The sequence below is a fragment of the Rhodanobacter spathiphylli B39 genome (assembly GCF_000264295.1).
GTDB classification, from domain to species: domain Bacteria; phylum Pseudomonadota; class Gammaproteobacteria; order Xanthomonadales; family Rhodanobacteraceae; genus Rhodanobacter; species Rhodanobacter spathiphylli.
On record NZ_AJXT01000029.1, the window covers coordinates 48,111 to 64,180 of the forward strand.

The window sequence follows — 16,070 nt, forward strand, 5'->3', positions numbered from 1 at the left end:
GATTCACCATGTCTAACTGGATTCCGCTCTGGTTGCACCGGCTGAGCTCGCCGCCAACCTTCTACCGCTTCGCCGGAACGCTGCAGCCATGGGCGATGACGCTGGCCCTGCTGCTGGGCGCGGTGGCCCTGTACGGCGGCCTGGTGCTGGCCCCGGCCGACTACCAGCAGGGCGATGCCTACCGGATCATCTTCATCCACGTGCCCAGCGCGTGGATGGGCATGTTCATCTATGCGGTGATGGGCGTGGCCGGGTTCATCGCGCTGGTCTGGCGGATCAAGCTGGCCGAGGTCGTGGCGATGCAGTCGGCGCCGATCGGCGCGGCGTTCACCTTCATCACCCTGGTCACCGGTTCGCTGTGGGGCAAGCCGATGTGGGGCACCTGGTGGACCTGGGATGCGCGGCTCACCTCCGAACTGGTGCTGCTGTTCCTGTTCCTGGGCGTGATCGGCCTGTACCACGCATTCGAGGATCGCCGCCAGGGCGCCCGCGCCGCCGCCTTCCTCGCCATCGTCGGCGTCATCAACGTGCCGATCGTGCATTTCTCGGTGAACTGGTGGAACACCTTGCACCAGGGCAGCACGGTCAACGTGTTCGGCAAGTCCACCATGTCCTGGGACATGCTGTGGCCGCTGCTGACGATGACCCTGGCCACCAAGTGCTACTACGCCGCCAGCCTGTTCCGCCGCGTGCGCACCGACCTGCTCGACCTGGAAGGCGGCAAGGACTGGGTGCGCCAGATCGCCGAAAGCGAGGCCGACCGATGAACGCCCTGCAGCATTTCCTGGCAATGGGCGGTTACGCGGCCTACGTGTGGCCGGCCTATGCGCTGTTCTTCGTCGTGCTGATCGCCGACACCGTCGCGCCGCGCCTGCGCCGCCACCAGGTGCTGCGGGAACTTCGCGCACGGCTGGCGCGTCAGAGCGTGCGCCAGGAACGCAAACCCCCTTCCACTCCAGCATCCCCCTGACCGGGGCGGTTTTCGACCATGCCCATGAACCCCACCCGCAAGCGCCGGCTCACCATCGTGCTGTCGATCCTCGCCGCGGCCGTCGTCGCCGCCGTGCTGGTGGTGCTGGCGTTGCAGAACAACATGAACTACCTGCTGACCCCGAGCCAGGTGCAGTCGGGCGAAGCGGCCAGCTACAAGACCTTCCGCCTCGGCGGCATGGTCAAGGCCGGTTCGATCCAGCGCTCCAGCGACTCGCTCAAGGTCACTTTCACCGTGGTCGATGCCGGCGGCGCGATGCCGGTGGAGTACACCGGCATCCTGCCCGACCTGTTCCGCGACAACCAGTCGGTGATCGCCACCGGCCACATGGACAACGCCCGCTTCGTCGCCACCGAAGTGCTGGCCAAGCATGACGAGACGTACATGCCCAAGGAGTTGAAGGACGCCATGGCCAAGGCGCATGCCGACAAGCCGGGAATCGAGAAAGCCGGGAATCGGGAATAGAGAACAGGGAATAGGAAAAGCCATGTATGCCAACTCTTGTTGCCACTTCCTGCACCGAAGTACGCCGAAGCGGCGGGGTGCCTTGCTCTTGACCATTCCCCATTCCCCATTTCCCATTCCCGGCACAAACCCATGACCCCCGAACTCGGCCAACTCGCGCTGATCCTCGCCCTGTTGCTGGCGCTGGCGCAGAGCATCCTGCCGCTGGTCGGCGCGTGGCGCGGCAATCGCGCGCTGATGGCGGTGGCGCGCCCGGCTGCCGCCGGCCAGGCGGTGTTCGTGGCGATGGCGTTCGGCATCCTGGCCTGGGCGTTCCTGCGCTTCGACTTCTCGGTGCAGTACGTGGCCGACAACTCGAACCTGGCACTGCCGTGGTATTACCGCATCGCCGCGGTGTGGGGCGCACACGAGGGTTCGCTGCTGCTGTGGATCCTGATCCTCAACGTGTGGACGATCGCCCTGGCGGCGCTGAGCCAGAAGCTGCCCGAGGTGTTCGCCTCGCGGGTGATCGCGGTGATGGGACTGATCGCGGTGGGCTTCCTCGCCTTCATCATCTTCACGTCGAATCCGTTCGGCCGGCTGTTGCCGATGCCGGGTGACGGCGCGGACCTGAACCCGGTGCTGCAGGACCCGGGCATGACCTTCCATCCACCGATGCTGTACATGGGCTATGTCGGCTTCTCGGTGGCGTTCGCGTTCTCGATCGCCGCCCTGCTCGGCGGCGAGCTGGAACAGGCCTGGGTGCGCTGGGCGCGGCCGTGGACCAACATGGCCTGGGCCTTCCTCACCTGCGGCATCGTCGCCGGCAGCTGGTGGGCGTACGCCGAACTGGGCTGGGGCGGCTGGTGGTTCTGGGACCCGGTGGAGAACGCCAGCTTCATGCCGTGGCTGGTCGGCGCCGCGCTTATCCATGCGCAGGCCGTCACCGAGAAGCGCGGCTCGCTGCGCGCGTGGACCATCCTGCTGTCGATCTTCGCGTTCTCGCTGTCGCTGCTGGGCACCTTCCTGGTCCGCTCGGGCGTGCTCACCTCGGTGCATGCATTTGCTTCGGACCCGCGCCGCGGCGTGTTCATCCTGGCCTTCCTCACCATCGTGGTCGGCGGCTCGCTGCTGCTGTACGCGCTGCGTGCACCGAAGGTGCTGGGCGGCAAGGCGTTCAACGTGGTGTCGCGCGAAACGGTGTTGCTGATCGGCAACCTGATGTTCGCGGTGGCGGCGGCGATGGTGCTGCTGGGCACGCTGTTCCCGCTGATCGGCGATGCGCTGAACCTGGGCCGGATCTCGGTGGGCCCGCCCTACTTCGGCTTCCTGTTTCCGCTGCTGATGGCGCCGGTGGTGCTGCTGATGCCGTTCGGCCCGTTCCTGCGCTGGGGCAAGGGCGACGCGCCGGTGCTGAAGGGACTGCTGCTGCGGGTGGTCGTCGCCGCGCTGGCCTGCGCGATCGTCGCGGCCTTCCTGGTCGACGGCAACCTCAAGGCGATCGTCGGCGTCGCCGCCGGCGTGTGGGTGGTCGTCGGCGTGCTGCTGTATGCGCTCAAGCGCTGGCGTGAGGCACCGCGTGGCCGGCGCTATCCGGGCGAGATGGCCGGCATGCTGCTGGCGCATCTGGGCGTGGGCATCTTCGTGATCGGCGTGCTGCTGTCCGAATCGCTCAGCGTGACCCGCGACGTGCGCATGGCGCCCGGCGAGACCCAGCACATCGGCAGCTACGATTTTCGCTTCGACGGCGTGCACCACACCACCGGCCCGAACTGGACCGCCGACCAGGGCACGGTCACGGTCACCCGGGGCGAGAAGCAGATCGCGGTGATGCATCCGCAGAAACGCACCTACCCGCGTGGCCAGGTGCAAACCGAATCGGCCGTCGACGCCGGCGTCACCCGCGACCTCTACGTGGCGCTGGGCGAGCCGATGGACGCGAACAACCTCGAAGGCGCGTGGGCGCTGCGGCTCTACACCAAGCCGTTCATCCGCTGGATCTGGGGCGGCGGCCTGCTGATGATGCTGGGCGGCGTGGTCTGCGCCACCGACAAGCGCTTCCGCCTCAAGCGGGCGGCGAAGGCTGAAGGCGTCGTCGACGCCGGCGCCACGCTGCAGGTCGGGGAAAGCCGCGCATGAACCGCCTGCTTCCTTTCATCGGCTTCATGTTGTTGGTCGGCCTGTTCGGCTTCGGCATCTGGTGGAACACCCAGCACGATCCGAATGCGATCCCCACGCCGCTGCTGAACAAGCCGGCACCGGAATTCAACCTGCCCAAGCTGTACGAGCCGGCGCAGAAGGTCAGCAAGGCCGACCTGCTGGGCAAGCCCTACCTGCTCAACGTGTTCGCCAGCTGGTGCATCGAATGCGGCGTGGAGCACCCGGTGCTGAGCGCCGCGGCGCCGACCCTGGGCGTCCAGCTGGTCGGCTACAACTACAAGGACCCGCCGGCGGATGCGAAGAACTGGCTGGCCAAGCACGGCAATCCGTACGCCCTGCTGATCGCCGACGAACCGGGCAACACCGCGATCGACTTCGGCGTGTACGGCGCGCCGGAAAGCTTCCTGATCGATGCGAAGGGCGTGATCCGCTACAAGCACATCGGCCCGATCACGCCCGAGGTGATGGCGAAGGAACTGAAGCCGGCGATCGCGGCGATGCTGAAGGAGGCACAGTGATGCGCCGGTTGCTGCGGGTATTCCTCGTCGCTTCGCTGCTGCTGGGCGGCTTCGCCTGCGCGCAGGCGATCGAGCCGATGCCGTTCAAGGATCACGCGCAGGAACTGCGCTTCCAGCACCTCACCCACCAGCTGCGCTGTCCGATGTGCCAGAACGAGACACTGGCCGACTCCAACGCGCCGATCGCCCGCGACCTGCGCAACCAGATTTTCAGGATGATGCAGGAAGGCCGCAGCGACGACGAGATCAGGCAATACCTGGTCGCCCGCTACTCCGAGTTCGTGCTGTACGACCCGCCGCTGACCGTCGGCACTTCGTTGCTGTGGTTCGGCCCGCTGCTGATCCTGCTGGGTGGTGCCGGCGTGGTGCTGGTGATGATCCGCCAGCGCAGTCGTGCCGCCCGCACCATGGATGAGACACCTACCGATTCCGGGGACGACTGGTGAAGATCGCTTTTGTCGTGATTGCCGCGGCGATGGTCGCGGCGGCACTGGCCTTGTTGCTGTTGCCTTTGCTGCGCCAGGGCCGTGAAGCCGGCCGCCCGCGCAGCGTGTTCGCGCTGGCCCTGCTGATCGCCCTGGTGCTGCCGCTGGGCACCGGCACGCTGTACCTGCTGGTCGGCACGCCCAACGCGTTGAACCCCGCCAGCACGCAGGCACTGCCCTCGCTCACCATGGACCAGGCGCTGACCGAACTGCGTGCCCACCTGAAACAGCAGCCGGACGACCTGCAGGGCTGGATGCTGCTGGCCCAGACCAGCAGCATGCTGCATCAGCCGGCGGATGCGCGCGATGCCTTCGAGCATGCCCTGACACTGTCGCCGAACAACGCCGAGGCGATGATCGGCTGGGCCGAGAACGACTCGATGACGAGGGCCGATCACCGCATCGACGGTCGCGCACGCGAGCTGCTCCAGCGCGCCGTGAAACTGCAGCCGGACAGCCAGCGCGGCCTGTGGCTGCTCGGCATCAGCGATTTCCAGAATGGCGACTACCGCGACGCCGCCGCCACCTGGCGCCTGCTGCAACCGCAGCTGGAGCCGGGCTCGACCGTGGCCAAATCCGTCGCCGAACAGATCGCCGTCGCCGATGCCCGCGCCGGCGGCGCACCGGCCGGCGCGTCGTCGAGCACTCCCGCTGACGCCCCCCCAGGCGCCACGCTGCAGGTGCAAGTGGCGCTGGCGCCGGCGCTGAAGGACAAGCTGGCTGCAGGCGACGTGCTGTTCGTCTATGCCCGTTCGCCGGACGGCCCGCCGATGCCGCTGGCGGTGGCCAAACTCGATCCCGCCAGCCTGCCCGCCACGGTCACGCTGACCGACGCGATGGCGATGACGCCGGCGTTCAAGCTGTCCTCGGTCACCCAGGTCTTCGTCGGTGCGCGGATCAGCCACGGCGGCCAGCCCGAGGCCCGGCCCGGCGACCTGGAAGGCGACGCTGGCGTGGTCGCGGTGGACAGCAAGACGCCGATCAAGATCAGCATCGACAAGGTGCATTGACGATGGGCGACGCGCGCCGTTACCTCGACCTGCCCTCGCCCTTCGCGATGAAGCGCGGCGGCGAGCTGCACGGTGCGCACGTCGCCTACGAAACCTGGGGCCACTTGAACGCGGCCCGCGACAACGCCGTGCTGGTGCTGACCGGGCTGTCGCCCAGCGCACACATGACCTCATGCGACGAGGACCCCTCGCCCGGCTGGTGGCAGGAGATGGCCGGCCCCGCCAAGGCGATCGACACCGGGCGCTGGTTCGTGATCTGCGTGAACTCGCTGGGCAGCGACAAGGGCTCCACCTGCCCCGCCTCGAACGATCCGGCCACCGGTGACGCCTATCGGCTGAGCTTCCCCGAACTGGCGCTGGAAGACGTGGCCAACGCGGCGCACGCCGTGGTCGACAGCCTGGGCATCACGCAACTGGCCTGCCTGATCGGCTGCTCGATGGGCGGCATGAGCGCGCTGGCCTACATGCTGCTGCACCCGGGCAGCGTGCGCACCCACATCAGCGTGGACACCGCGCCCCAGGCGCAACCGTTCGCGATCGCGATCCGCTCGCTGCAGCGCGAGGCGATCCGGCTCGACCCGCAGTTCAACGACGGCCGCTACGACATCCATGCCACGGAAGGCGGCAGTTATCCCGACCTCGGCATGAGCATCGCGCGCAAGCTCGGCGTGATCACCTATCGCTCGGCGATGGAGTGGAACGGCCGCTTCGCCCGCATCCGGCTCGATCCGGAGCAGCGCGAGGACGAACCGTTCGGCCGCGAGTTCCAGGTGGAGTCCTACCTCGAAGGTCACGCCCGGCGCTTCGTGCGCAACTTCGACCCGAACTGCTACCTGTACCTGTCGCGTGCCAGCGACTGGTTCGACATCGCCGAATACGGCCACGGCAGCGTGCACGAAGGACTAAAGCGCATCCACATCGAACAGGCCATGGTGATCGGCGTCAGCACCGACATCCTGTTTCCGCTGCAGCAGCAGGAACAGATCGCCGAAGGCCTGCAAGCGGCCGGTGCACAGGTGGAATTCGTGGCGCTGGATTCGCCGCAAGGCCACGACGCGTTCCTGGTCGACATCGAAAACTACAGCCGCGCCATCGGCGGCTTCCTGAACCGGCTGGCGGCCGGCTGATCGCCGCGCTGCTAAGCTAGACAGCTCCCGCTTTCCCCCGAGAACGCCATGCTTACCCTGGATTTCCCCGGCAGCCGCACCCTGATCGACGCCATCGACGCCGCCGTGGCCAAGTCGACCACCCACGAGCTCACCGACAGCCTGCGCAACAGCCTGTGCAGGATGATCCGCGACAAGTCGGTGACCCTGCCGGAATGCGTGTTCGAAGCGAATGCCGAGCACTACGCGCGGCGCGAGCTGTACCGCAGCGAGGAGCACGGCTACTGCGTGGTGGCGATGACCTGGGGCCCGGGCCAGGGCACGCCGATCCACGACCACGACGGCATGTGGTGCGTCGAGGGCGTGTGGAACGGCGCGCTGGAGATCGTGCAGTACGAACTGCTGGAGCACGACGACAAGCGCTACTGCTTCCAGCCGGTCGGTTCGATCCAGGCCGGCGCCGGCTCGGCCGGCAGCCTGATCCCGCCACACGAATACCACAGCATCCGCAACCCCAGCGACGACGCGGTCACCGTCAGCCTGCACATCTATTCCGGCCCGATGCTCCGCTGTTCGGTGTTCCAGCCCCTGCCCGAAGACCGCTGGTACGGACGCGACGTGCGCCAGCTGGGACTCGACCGCGTGCACTGAACCCGGCATAATCCCCCGCTCACACGTGCCGGTGTGGCGGAATGGTAGACGCGGCGGACTCAAAATCCGCTTGTGGTGACACAGTGGAGGTTCGAGTCCTCTCACCGGTACCAGTTTTCGAAACACCCCGCCTCGCGCGGGGTTTTTCATGCCTACAGCTCGCGCAGCACGCGGAAGCCCACGCGGGCGCTGCGGGCGTCGCCGTTGGCGCCCTGGCGGTAGGCCGATTCGACCTGTTCGGGCGAACTGCCCCAGGAACCGCCACGCAGCACGTGGGCGCGGCAGCCGGGGTTGACCCAGGCGCTGCCATCGGTCGGTGCACGCAGGTAGCTGTCGTGCCAGCAGTCGACCACCCATTCGGAGACGTTGCCGTCGATGTCGAACAGGCCGAACGGGTTGGCGGCGAAGCTCATCACCGGCGCTGGTCCCCAGTGGCCGTCGCGATAGCCACGGAAGGCGTTGCTCCAGCGTCGGCCACTGCGTGAGCGGTCGGCGGAGCCGGTCAGGTTCTCCACCGGATGCGACGGCACGCCGTCGCCCCACCAGTAGCGTGTCGTGGTGCCACCGCGCAGCGCGTACTCGAACTCCGCTTCGCTGGGCAGTCGATAGGTCTTGCCGGTGCGCTGCTGCAGCCAGGCCGCGTAAGCCGTGGCATCGGCCCAGGACACGTTCACCACCGGCAGGTTGTCTTCGGCCTTGCGACCGGCGTAGTCGTCTTCCCAGGTGGCGGTGCTGTCGTCGCGCAGGACGCCGCTGCGCTCGTCGTACACGCTGGCGCCACCCAGCCGGATCGAATCGGGCACGTAGCCGCTGGCACGCACGAACTCGCGGAACTGGGCCACCGTCACCGCGCTGCGCGCCATCGCGAAACCCTTGGCGATGGTCACCGCGTGTTGCGGCTGCGACGAGGCGAGCCGCTCGCTGTCGCTGGCCGGTGCACCCATCATGAAGCTGCCGGTGGGAATCACCACCATGGTGGGCGCCTTGCCCGGCAGGTCGACATAATGGTCGGTAAAGGCCTGGCCCGGCCTGTAGCTGGCGTAGAGGCGCGCGTTGACCAGTTGCTCGTCGAGCGCCGGCAGCGCCGCCAGATCCGGATCGATCGCGCGGACCTGCCCCGCCAGCCTGGTCGCCAGGGTCACGTTGCCCGCATCCAGCGCGGTATGCGCCTGGGCAAGTATTCCGCGGGCACGCTGCTCGCGCATGTCATCCACGCGCTGGTGCACGTCGCGCATCTGCTGGGTGCCGGGACGGATCTGCTGCGCCCTGGCCAGCTCGCGGTCGGCACCGGCGAAGTCGTTTTGCGCCACCGCCGCCAGCGCCCGGTCCAGCACCGCACGCTGCACCTGCAGGATGCCCTGCTCGGCCACGGCGTTCTGCGGGTCCAGCTTCTGTACGTCGCGATACAGCTCCAGCGCGCTGCCACCGTCGGGTTGGTCGGCCTTGCCCTGCTGCAGCAGGCCGGCCGCCCGGGCCAGCATCGGGCGCACCTTTTCCAGCGTCTGCAGGCCGGTTTCCAGTTGCGCCACCTCGGCCTCGGCGTTGGGCAGCGTGCGCAAGGCGTCGAGCAGGTCGTGCGCAGCGTCCACGTCACCCACCGCGATGTCCTGGTCGATCTCCGCCACCAGTCGCGCGCGCACGTCGAACAGGCCCTGCACGGCGCGGCGGCTGTCGGGCTTCTGCTTCAACGCCTGCTCGAACAGGGCCGCAGCGCTGTCCTCACCGCCGGCCAGTGCGCCCGCATGCAGCGCCCTGGTGGCCTTGTCCAGCAGCGCCACCACTTCGGGCGGATCGGCGCTGAGCTGTCTGGGCAGGTCGGCCTTGGCGCTGTTGCGCGCGGCGATCACCGCGGCCGGCGCCAGGGTCAGCGGCGGCCCGGCGTTGAGTTCGCTGATCGCCGTTGCGCGCTCCGGCTGCAGGCCGCTGCCCGGCGCCGCGGCGCCCAGCGACATCGAACGCCGCGGTGCCTGGGTCGGATCGACATGGAACAGGCGCGGAAAAAAGTGATAGGTCAGTGCAAACCCCAGCACGATCACCCCCAGCGCACCACCGAGAAAACGCTGACGCTGCAGGTTGGCGTTGTTCGGCATGAATGGGCGTCCTTGGGCGCGGCCTGTTATCGTGCGCTGCTCACCATAGGCACAAACCGCCGACAGGGCAATCCGCGCGAGTCACTGCGCCGTCTTCCAAGGAGTACCGATGTCATTGCCTGAAACCCCTGCCGCCGACTGGATCGACACGCTCGACGCGCTGCAGGCATGGCTGGCCGCGATACCGGCACACGCCGCCGTGGGCCTGGACACCGAATTCATGCGGCGCAATACGTTCTACCCGCAGCTGGCCCTGCTGCAGCTGGGCTGGAATGGCCGCTACGCCCTGGTCGACCCGCTGGCCTTCGACATCGGCGCGGCCTTGCAGCCGCTGCTGGGCGCCGATCCGGCCGTCACCATCATGCACAGTGCCAGCGAGGATCTGGAAACCCTCTCGCCGTTGCTGCCCGATGGCCCGCGCACCCTGTTCGACACGCAGATCGCCGCCGCCTTTGTCGGCATGGGCCTGGGCATCAGCTATCGGGCGCTGGTGGCCGAACTGGCCGGCGACGAACTGGACAAGGGCGAGACGCGCTCGGACTGGCTGCAGCGTCCGCTGACCGCGTCGCAGCGCAGCTATGCCGCGCTGGACGTGGTCTACCTGAAAACCATCCACGAACAATTGAACGAACGCCTGCGCCAGCGTGACCGCAGCGCGTGGCACGCCGAGGACTGCGCCCGCCTGAAGCAGCGCGCCAGCCATCGTGACGGTGACCCGCAGCCGCAGCGCGCGCTGCGTGGCGCCGCCGAATGGTCGCCCGAGCGGCAGGCCCTGCTGCGCCGCCTGCTGCTGTGGCGCGACCGCAGCGCGCGTCGACTCGACGTGCCGCGCCCCTGGCTGCTCGACGACAACCTCGCGCTGAACCTGGCCGAGTTGCCGCCGACCCATCTGGCGGACCTGGAACAGCGCAGCCGCGGCCAGCGCGCCCTGCGCTCGGCGCAACGCAGCGAACTGTTCGAACTGATTGCGCCCACCGTCAGCGCCGAGGAAATCGCCGCGACCGCAAAAATCCCGGCCCATCCGCAAGGCGCGGCGAAGAAGGCGCTGGGCGAGATGAAGCAGCTGGTCGACACCCGCGCCGGCGAACTCGACCTGCCGCCCGGCCTGCTGTGTCCACGCAAGGTGCTGGAGGAATACGTGGTCACCGCCGAATGGCCGGACTTCCTCGAAGGCTGGCGCCGCGAGGTACTGCACGACGACCTGCCAGGATTGCTGCCGGGCTGAGCACCACGTGCCCTTGTTGCTGTTGGCCCTGGGCGCCGGCGCACAGCGCCGAAGTCGAAGGTGCCCACCCGCCTGCGCAAAACCCGCCTGGCACGGCTCGATGGATCGCCCCGCCTGGCCGCCCATCAACCGGGGTCTTGGCGAACCCCACCCACGCTGCTAATATTCGCGGCTTCCGTGGGGCGGTAGCTCAGCTGGGAGAGCGCCACGTTCGCATCGTGGAGGTCGTGGGTTCGATCCCCATCCGCTCCACCACGGATTCGCCAAAAAGCCCGCGGTTTCCGCGGGCTTTTTCTTGTGCGTCCACTTCACAGGCTGACGAACCGCGGAATCGCGATCAGCACCACGCCGACCGCGATCAGCCACGCGGTGCCGCTGACGAGATACGGAAACACCATCAGGGCGATGCCGCAGAGCAGCGGCACGATGGCCCGCTGCTTTCTGCCGTAGACGAAGAAGCCCAGCCCGATCGAGCCGAACAGCAAACCCCACCACAGTGTCGATGCGTTCAAGGCAGCCCCGGTGTTTTCATCGCGTGCCGATGCATCGTACTCGGCGGCCCGGGCACTCAGCGGATGATCACCGGCAACGCGGCGACGCGTGCGGCGCGGTCGTCCAGCAAACGAGCGACCGCGGGGTCGAGCGTGGCCATGAAGCTCTCGACGGCCAGCGTGTAATCCGAAGGCAGGCCCAGTTCGTGGTTGATCTCGCCATGGGACAAGTCTTCTTCCAGCACGCTGGCGTGGCTGCCGAACGAGCGCGCCTTGTCGACGAAGGCGTGCGACTGCGCGCACGAATCGGCCCGCCGGCTGGAGCACACGGCAAGGAACGGCGCGATGCGGCCGTGCAGGCGCTGCAGGGGCGACGCGGCGCGCCACTCGGCGGGATCGGCGCCGAACGCCTGGTCGAACAATGGAAGATGGCGCGACTGCATGGTCTGCACCACGTCCAGGCTGCCGCCATCCAGGGAGATCGTGCCCAGCCAGGGTTGCGCCCCCTGCGCCCTTGCCAGCCCGGGTTCGGCGCCGATCAGGGCGACCAGGTGGGCACCGGCGGAATGGCCCATCAGGATGAAGCGCTGCGCATCGCCGCCCCACCGGGGTGCCTGTCGTTGCGCGCTGGCCAGTGCACGGGCCACGTCCGCGGCCTGCTCAAGCGGTGCGGTATCCGGGCGCATGCGGTAATTCACCGAGATGACGATGAAGCCGCGCGGCAACCAGCGCGCGAGCTTGTTCGCCACCACGTTCGCCATCGCCTTGTCGCCCCACCGCCAGCCGCCGCCGTGCACCAGCACGATCACCGGCGCGTGCCGCGCATGTTCCGGCGCGTAGACGTCGAAGCGCTGGCGCGGGTCGCTGCCGTAGGCCACGTCGCGGATCACGCGGGTGCCTGCCGGCAGCGCGATCGGGACGGACGCCCCGGCCGTCGCGTGTCGTTGCATCAGCGCATCACGCAGGTTGCCGGCCGTGGCCGACGGGCTGATCAGCAGGGCCAGCACCAAGGTGGCGACGGCGGGCATCCATCGGGAAGGCAGTAGGTACATCACGTACTCCGCGGCAGGTCGAGGGCGAAACACCTGCTGCAACGCGCTGCAACGGAAACGGTGGACAGCCGGGTGGCGGCATCAATGGCCGGTGGTGGCGCCGCAGATCCGCTCCAGCAGCTCGGCCTGCATGTCGCGCACCGGCTCGCCCGCGGCCGGCGGCGGGCGCAGGTATTCACCGTCAGCCTGCAACAGGGAGGCGCCCACGTTGTCAGCCAGGCACAGCTGCAGTGCCTCGTGGATGCGTTGCTGCATCCGCTTGCCCTCGATCGGGAACGCCGTCTCCACGCGGCGATCGAGGTTGCGCTCCATCAGGTCCGCGCTGGAGAGATACAGACGCGGCTCGCCGTCGTTGGCAAACCAGTACACGCGGCTGTGTTCGAGGAAGCGGCCGATGATCGAACGCACCCGGATATTCTCCGACACGCCCTCGATGCCCGGCCGCAGGCTGCAGATGCCGCGCACGATCAGGTCGACCTGCACGCCGGCGATGCTGGCCTGGTACAGCGCCCGGATGACGTTCGGCTCGGTCAGCGCATTGAGCTTGAGGATGATCCGCGCCGGCCGGCCCGCCGCGGCGTGCGCCGCTTCGCCGGCGATCATTTCCAGCAACCGGGGCTTCAGCGTGAATGGCGCATGCAGCAGCTTCTTCATGTGCAGCACGGTACCCATGCCGGTCAGCTCGCTGAACAGCTTGTGCACGTCCTCGCACAGGGCCTCGTCGGAAGTGAGCAGGCTGTAGTCGGTGTACAGGCGCGCGTTGCCGCTGTGGTAGTTGCCGGTGCCCAGGTGGGCATAGCGCACCAGTTCGCTGCCCTCGCGGCGCTGGATCAGCATCATCTTCGCATGCGTCTTGATGCCGACCACGCCATAGATCACCATCGCGCCGGCCTGCTGCAGGCGCGAGGCCAGGCTCAGGTTCGACTCCTCGTCGAAGCGCGCGCGCAGCTCGACCACGGCGGTGACTTCCTTGCCCGCGCGCGCCGCGTCGACCAGCGCGTCGACGATCTCGGAATTCGCGTTGGTGCGGTACAGCGTCTGCTTGATCGTCAGCACCTGCGGGTCGGTCGAGGCCTGGCGCAGCAGGTCCACCACCGGCGCGAACGACTCGTACGGGTGCAGCAACAGCACGTCCTGGCGACCGATCACCTGGAACAGGTCCTCGGTGTGGCGCAATTCCTTCGGCAGTGCCGGCGTGAATGGCGGGTACTGCAGGCGCGGGTAGTTCACGTGGCTGGCGATGCGGAACAGGCGGGCCAGGTTCACCGGGCCATTCACTTCGTAGAGCTCCGACTCGGCCAGGCCGAATTGCCTGAGCAGGTGCTCGGCCAGGTCCCTGGGACAGTTGTCGGCCACCTCCAGCCGCACCGCGTCGCCGAAGCGGCGCGAATAGAGTTCGCCGCGCAAGGCCAGCGCCAGGTCCTCGACGTCTTCCGGGTCCAGCGTGAGGTCGGCGTTGCGGGTCAGCCGGAACTGGTAGCAGCCCAGCACGTCCATGCCCGGGAACAGCTCGTCCACGTGGGCATGGATGATCGAGGACAGCAGCACGTAGTTGTCGCCGCCCTCGCAGATGTCGGCCGGCATCTGGATCAGCCGTGGCAACACGCGCGGCGCCGGCACCACGGCCAGGCCGGAGTCGCGGCCGAACGCATCGACACCGTCCAGCCGCACGATGAAGTTGAGGCTCTTGTTGACCAGCAGCGGGAATGGATGGGTCGGGTCCAGCCCGATCGGCGTCACCAGCGGCGCCACCTCCGCCCGGAAATGGCGGCGCACCCACAGCTTCTGCTTCTGCGTCCACTGCTGGCGCCGCACGATGCGGATGCCCTGCGCAGCCAGCTCCGGCAGGATGCGCTCGTTGAGGATCGCGTACTGCCGCTCGATCTGCCGGTGCGCAATCTCGCTGATCAGCGCCAGCGCACGCTTCGGTGGAATGCCGTCCGGACCGATCAGCTCGTGGTCCAGCGCCACCTGACCCTTCAGGCCGGCCACCCGGATCTCGAAGAACTCGTCCATGTTGCGCGAGAAGATCAGCAGGAATTTCAGCCGTTCGAGCAGCGGCGTGCGCTCGTCCAGCGCCTGGTCCAGCACGCGGATGTTGAACTGCAGCTGCGACAACTCGCGGTGGATGAACAGCCGGGGATCGCCGAGGTCCACCGCCGGCGCGATCGCCGTCGAGGCATCGTTGGCGGCCGGCGTCGCGGTGCCGGGCGGCGAGCTCTCGTGGATCAGGCGGCTGTTCATGGTGACACCGGCTTGGCTCATGCAGGAATACGTCGGGACATCGTAGCGCGGCGGGGGCGAGTCCCGGGTGACGACGGCCGCGACGGGTCATCCCCGGCTCAGTCTGCCGCGCACGCCTGACGGGAAGATGACAGCCACGCGGCACGGTACCCCCGGCACATGCGGGTTCGCCGCCGCTGTCCTAAGGTAGGCCTCCCCGCGTCGTACCCCACCCAGTCAAACACCGCCCATGCAGACCCGCGTCGAAAGCGCCCCGCTCTCCCCTTCCGCGATCCCCGCATCCTCGACTTCCATCCCCGCCAGCGAACCCACCCAGTTCGCCGTGCTGGGCGGGATCAGCTTCGCGCACATGCTCAACGACATGATCCAGTCGCTGATCCTGGCGATCTATCCGTTGTTGAAGGGCAGCTTCCATCTCAGCTTCGCCCAGGTCGGCCTGATCACCCTGACCTTCCAGCTCACCGCCTCGCTGCTGCAGCCGCTGGTGGGCATGGTCACCGACAAGCGACCGATGCCTTACTCGCTGCCGGTCGGCATGGGCTTCACCCTGTGCGGCCTGCTATTGCTGGCGGTCGCGCCGAATTTCCCCGTGCTGCTGCTGGCCGTGGCCCTGGTCGGCACCGGCTCGTCGGTATTCCATCCGGAATCGTCGCGGGTGGCCCGAATGGCCTCGGGCGGCCGGCACGGACTGGCGCAGTCGTTGTTCCAGGTCGGCGGCAACACCGGCTCGTCGCTGGGTCCGCTGCTGGCGGCGTGGATCATCGTGCCGCACGGGCGTGGCAGCGTGGCGTGGTTCTCGCTGGCCGCCCTGCTGGCCATCGTGGTACTGCTGCAGGTGGGACGCTGGTATGGCCGCCATCACGTGGCACGCAGCAAGTCGCCCTCGCGGCATCTGGACGTGGTCGCCCTGTCGCGCAACCAGGTCATCGGCGCGCTGGCCATCCTGGGACTGCTGATCTTCTCCAAGTATTTCTACCTGGCCAGCCTCAGCAGCTATTACACCTTCTACCTGATCCACAAGTTCGGCGTGTCGGTGCAGAGCGCCCAGGTGCATCTGTTCGTGTTCCTGTTCGCCGTCGCCGCCGGCTCGCTGATCGGCGGACCGGTGGGTGATCGGGTGGGGCGCAAGTGGGTGATCTGGGTGTCGATCCTTGGCGTGGCACCGTTCACCCTGCTGCTGCCCCATGCGAACCTGATGTGGACGGGCGTGCTCACCGTGGTGATCGGCCTGATCCTGGCTTCGGCGTTCTCGGCGATCCTGGTCTACGCGCAGGAACTGATCCCCGGGCGCGTCGGCATGATCTCGGGACTGTTCTTCGGCTTCGCCTTCGGCATGGGCGGCATCGGCGCCGCGGTGCTCGGCGGCCTGGCCGACGCGCACGGCATCGAATACGTCTATGGCCTGTGCGCGTATCTGCCGCTGATGGGGCTGATCACGGTGTTTCTGCCGAATATCGAGAAGCGGGTTCGCGATTGATGCGCGCGGGGCGCTTTGGCTCAAAGCGGAAGAACTGAATTCAATTGCAGAGCGGTCGATCGCCTTCGGCGACCGAGTCACTTTCTCTTTGAGTGGCCAAAGAGAAAGTGACCCAAGAGAAAGGCC

General features: G+C 67.8%; 15 protein-coding genes and 2 tRNA genes. 13 read left to right on the forward strand and 4 right to left on the reverse strand.

Annotation, left to right across the window (positions count from 1 at the left end; genetic code table 11):
* Nucleotides 1–8 precede the first annotated feature (8 nt).
* From UU7_RS10475 to UU7_RS10520, 10 genes are all read left to right on the forward strand, one after another.
* Complete coding sequence (locus UU7_RS10475; RefSeq protein ID WP_007808077.1) at nt 9–767, forward strand: heme ABC transporter permease; 759 nt, start codon at nt 9–11, stop codon at nt 765–767.
* Nucleotides 764–970 (forward strand): heme exporter protein CcmD, encoded by a 207-nt coding sequence (gene ccmD / locus UU7_RS10480; protein ID WP_007808079.1) that lies wholly within the window; start codon nt 764–766, stop codon nt 968–970. Before UU7_RS10475 ends, ccmD begins: the two co-directional genes overlap by 4 nt.
* A gap of 24 nt (nt 971–994) precedes the next feature.
* Entirely contained in the window at nt 995–1,456 is a 462-nt protein-coding gene (ccmE, locus tag UU7_RS10485) for a cytochrome c maturation protein CcmE (protein ID WP_007808081.1), read from the forward strand.
* Between the two features lie 132 nt (nt 1,457–1,588).
* Nucleotides 1,589–3,574, forward strand: a complete 1,986-nt coding sequence (locus UU7_RS10490; RefSeq protein WP_007808083.1) for a heme lyase CcmF/NrfE family subunit — start codon at nt 1,589–1,591, stop codon at nt 3,572–3,574.
* Nucleotides 3,571–4,113: a DsbE family thiol:disulfide interchange protein gene (locus tag UU7_RS10495; RefSeq protein WP_007808085.1), complete on the forward strand. Its 543-nt coding sequence runs from the start codon at nt 3,571–3,573 to the stop codon at nt 4,111–4,113. The genes UU7_RS10490 and UU7_RS10495 overlap by 4 nt, the downstream gene beginning before the upstream one ends.
* Nucleotides 4,113–4,559: a cytochrome c-type biogenesis protein gene (locus tag UU7_RS10500; RefSeq protein ID WP_007808087.1), complete on the forward strand. Its 447-nt coding sequence runs from the start codon at nt 4,113–4,115 to the stop codon at nt 4,557–4,559. Before UU7_RS10495 ends, UU7_RS10500 begins: the two co-directional genes overlap by 1 nt.
* A complete protein-coding gene (locus tag UU7_RS10505) occupies nt 4,556–5,608 on the forward strand; it encodes a tetratricopeptide repeat protein (RefSeq protein ID WP_007808089.1) in 1,053 nt (350 codons plus the stop codon). The genes UU7_RS10500 and UU7_RS10505 overlap by 4 nt, the downstream gene beginning before the upstream one ends.
* A gap of 2 nt (nt 5,609–5,610) precedes the next feature.
* Complete coding sequence (metX, locus tag UU7_RS10510; protein WP_007808092.1) at nt 5,611–6,735, forward strand: homoserine O-acetyltransferase MetX; 1,125 nt, start codon at nt 5,611–5,613, stop codon at nt 6,733–6,735.
* A 48-nt stretch (nt 6,736–6,783) separates the two neighbouring features.
* Entirely contained in the window at nt 6,784–7,365 is a 582-nt protein-coding gene (locus UU7_RS10515) for a cysteine dioxygenase family protein (protein WP_007808094.1), read from the forward strand.
* Between the two features lie 27 nt (nt 7,366–7,392).
* A tRNA-Leu gene (locus UU7_RS10520) sits at nt 7,393–7,478 on the forward strand.
* 39 nt (nt 7,479–7,517) lie between these two features.
* On the opposite strand, the gene UU7_RS10525 is transcribed toward UU7_RS10520, so the two are convergent.
* Nucleotides 7,518–9,455 (reverse strand): formylglycine-generating enzyme family protein, encoded by a 1,938-nt coding sequence (locus UU7_RS10525; protein WP_007808096.1) that lies wholly within the window; start codon nt 9,453–9,455, stop codon nt 7,518–7,520.
* Between the two features lie 109 nt (nt 9,456–9,564).
* Here UU7_RS10525 and rnd point away from each other — a divergent pair, with 109 nt between their 5' ends.
* Nucleotides 9,565–10,680, forward strand: a complete 1,116-nt coding sequence (rnd, locus tag UU7_RS10530) for a ribonuclease D (RefSeq protein ID WP_007808098.1) — start codon at nt 9,565–9,567, stop codon at nt 10,678–10,680.
* A 179-nt stretch (nt 10,681–10,859) separates the two neighbouring features.
* Nucleotides 10,860–10,935 (forward strand) — tRNA-Ala (locus tag UU7_RS10535).
* A 53-nt stretch (nt 10,936–10,988) separates the two neighbouring features.
* Here the strand turns inward: UU7_RS10535 and UU7_RS10540 are convergent.
* The 3 genes from UU7_RS10540 to ppk1 form a co-directional block, all read right to left on the reverse strand.
* Nucleotides 10,989–11,192 (reverse strand): hypothetical protein, encoded by a 204-nt coding sequence (locus tag UU7_RS10540; RefSeq protein ID WP_007808100.1) that lies wholly within the window; start codon nt 11,190–11,192, stop codon nt 10,989–10,991.
* A 56-nt stretch (nt 11,193–11,248) separates the two neighbouring features.
* The gene (locus UU7_RS10545; RefSeq protein WP_157582150.1) at nt 11,249–12,223 is read right to left on the reverse strand and encodes an alpha/beta hydrolase fold domain-containing protein; all 975 of its coding nucleotides are present in this window, start codon (nt 12,221–12,223) and stop codon (nt 11,249–11,251) included.
* A gap of 81 nt (nt 12,224–12,304) precedes the next feature.
* The gene (ppk1, locus tag UU7_RS10550; RefSeq protein ID WP_040673282.1) at nt 12,305–14,467 is read right to left on the reverse strand and encodes a polyphosphate kinase 1; all 2,163 of its coding nucleotides are present in this window, start codon (nt 14,465–14,467) and stop codon (nt 12,305–12,307) included.
* Between the two features lie 229 nt (nt 14,468–14,696).
* Here ppk1 and UU7_RS10555 point away from each other — a divergent pair, with 229 nt between their 5' ends.
* Nucleotides 14,697–15,944: an MFS transporter gene (locus UU7_RS10555; protein WP_007808105.1), complete on the forward strand. Its 1,248-nt coding sequence runs from the start codon at nt 14,697–14,699 to the stop codon at nt 15,942–15,944.
* Nucleotides 15,945–16,070 lie beyond the last annotated feature (126 nt).

Bases quoted from the DNA above. Each gene is read 5' to 3' on its own strand.
- UU7_RS10555 (WP_007808105.1), top strand. From the start codon at position 14,697: ATGCAGACCCGCGTCGAAAGCGCCCCGCTCTCCCCTTCCGCGATCCCC.
- UU7_RS10495 (WP_007808085.1), top strand. From the start codon at position 3,571: ATGAACCGCCTGCTTCCTTTCATCGGCTTCATGTTGTTGGTCGGCCTG.
- UU7_RS10545 (WP_157582150.1), bottom strand. From the start codon at position 12,223: ATGTACCTACTGCCTTCCCGATGGATGCCCGCCGTCGCCACCTTGGTG.
- rnd (WP_007808098.1), top strand. From the start codon at position 9,565: ATGTCATTGCCTGAAACCCCTGCCGCCGACTGGATCGACACGCTCGAC.
- ccmE (WP_007808081.1), top strand. From the start codon at position 995: ATGAACCCCACCCGCAAGCGCCGGCTCACCATCGTGCTGTCGATCCTC.
- metX (WP_007808092.1), top strand. From the start codon at position 5,611: ATGGGCGACGCGCGCCGTTACCTCGACCTGCCCTCGCCCTTCGCGATG.
- UU7_RS10490 (WP_007808083.1), top strand. From the start codon at position 1,589: ATGACCCCCGAACTCGGCCAACTCGCGCTGATCCTCGCCCTGTTGCTG.
- UU7_RS10525 (WP_007808096.1), bottom strand. From the start codon at position 9,455: ATGCCGAACAACGCCAACCTGCAGCGTCAGCGTTTTCTCGGTGGTGCG.
- ccmD (WP_007808079.1), top strand. From the start codon at position 764: ATGAACGCCCTGCAGCATTTCCTGGCAATGGGCGGTTACGCGGCCTAC.
- ppk1 (WP_040673282.1), bottom strand. From the start codon at position 14,467: ATGAACAGCCGCCTGATCCACGAGAGCTCGCCGCCCGGCACCGCGACG.
- UU7_RS10475 (WP_007808077.1), top strand. From the start codon at position 9: ATGTCTAACTGGATTCCGCTCTGGTTGCACCGGCTGAGCTCGCCGCCA.
- UU7_RS10515 (WP_007808094.1), top strand. From the start codon at position 6,784: ATGCTTACCCTGGATTTCCCCGGCAGCCGCACCCTGATCGACGCCATC.
- UU7_RS10500 (WP_007808087.1), top strand. From the start codon at position 4,113: ATGCGCCGGTTGCTGCGGGTATTCCTCGTCGCTTCGCTGCTGCTGGGC.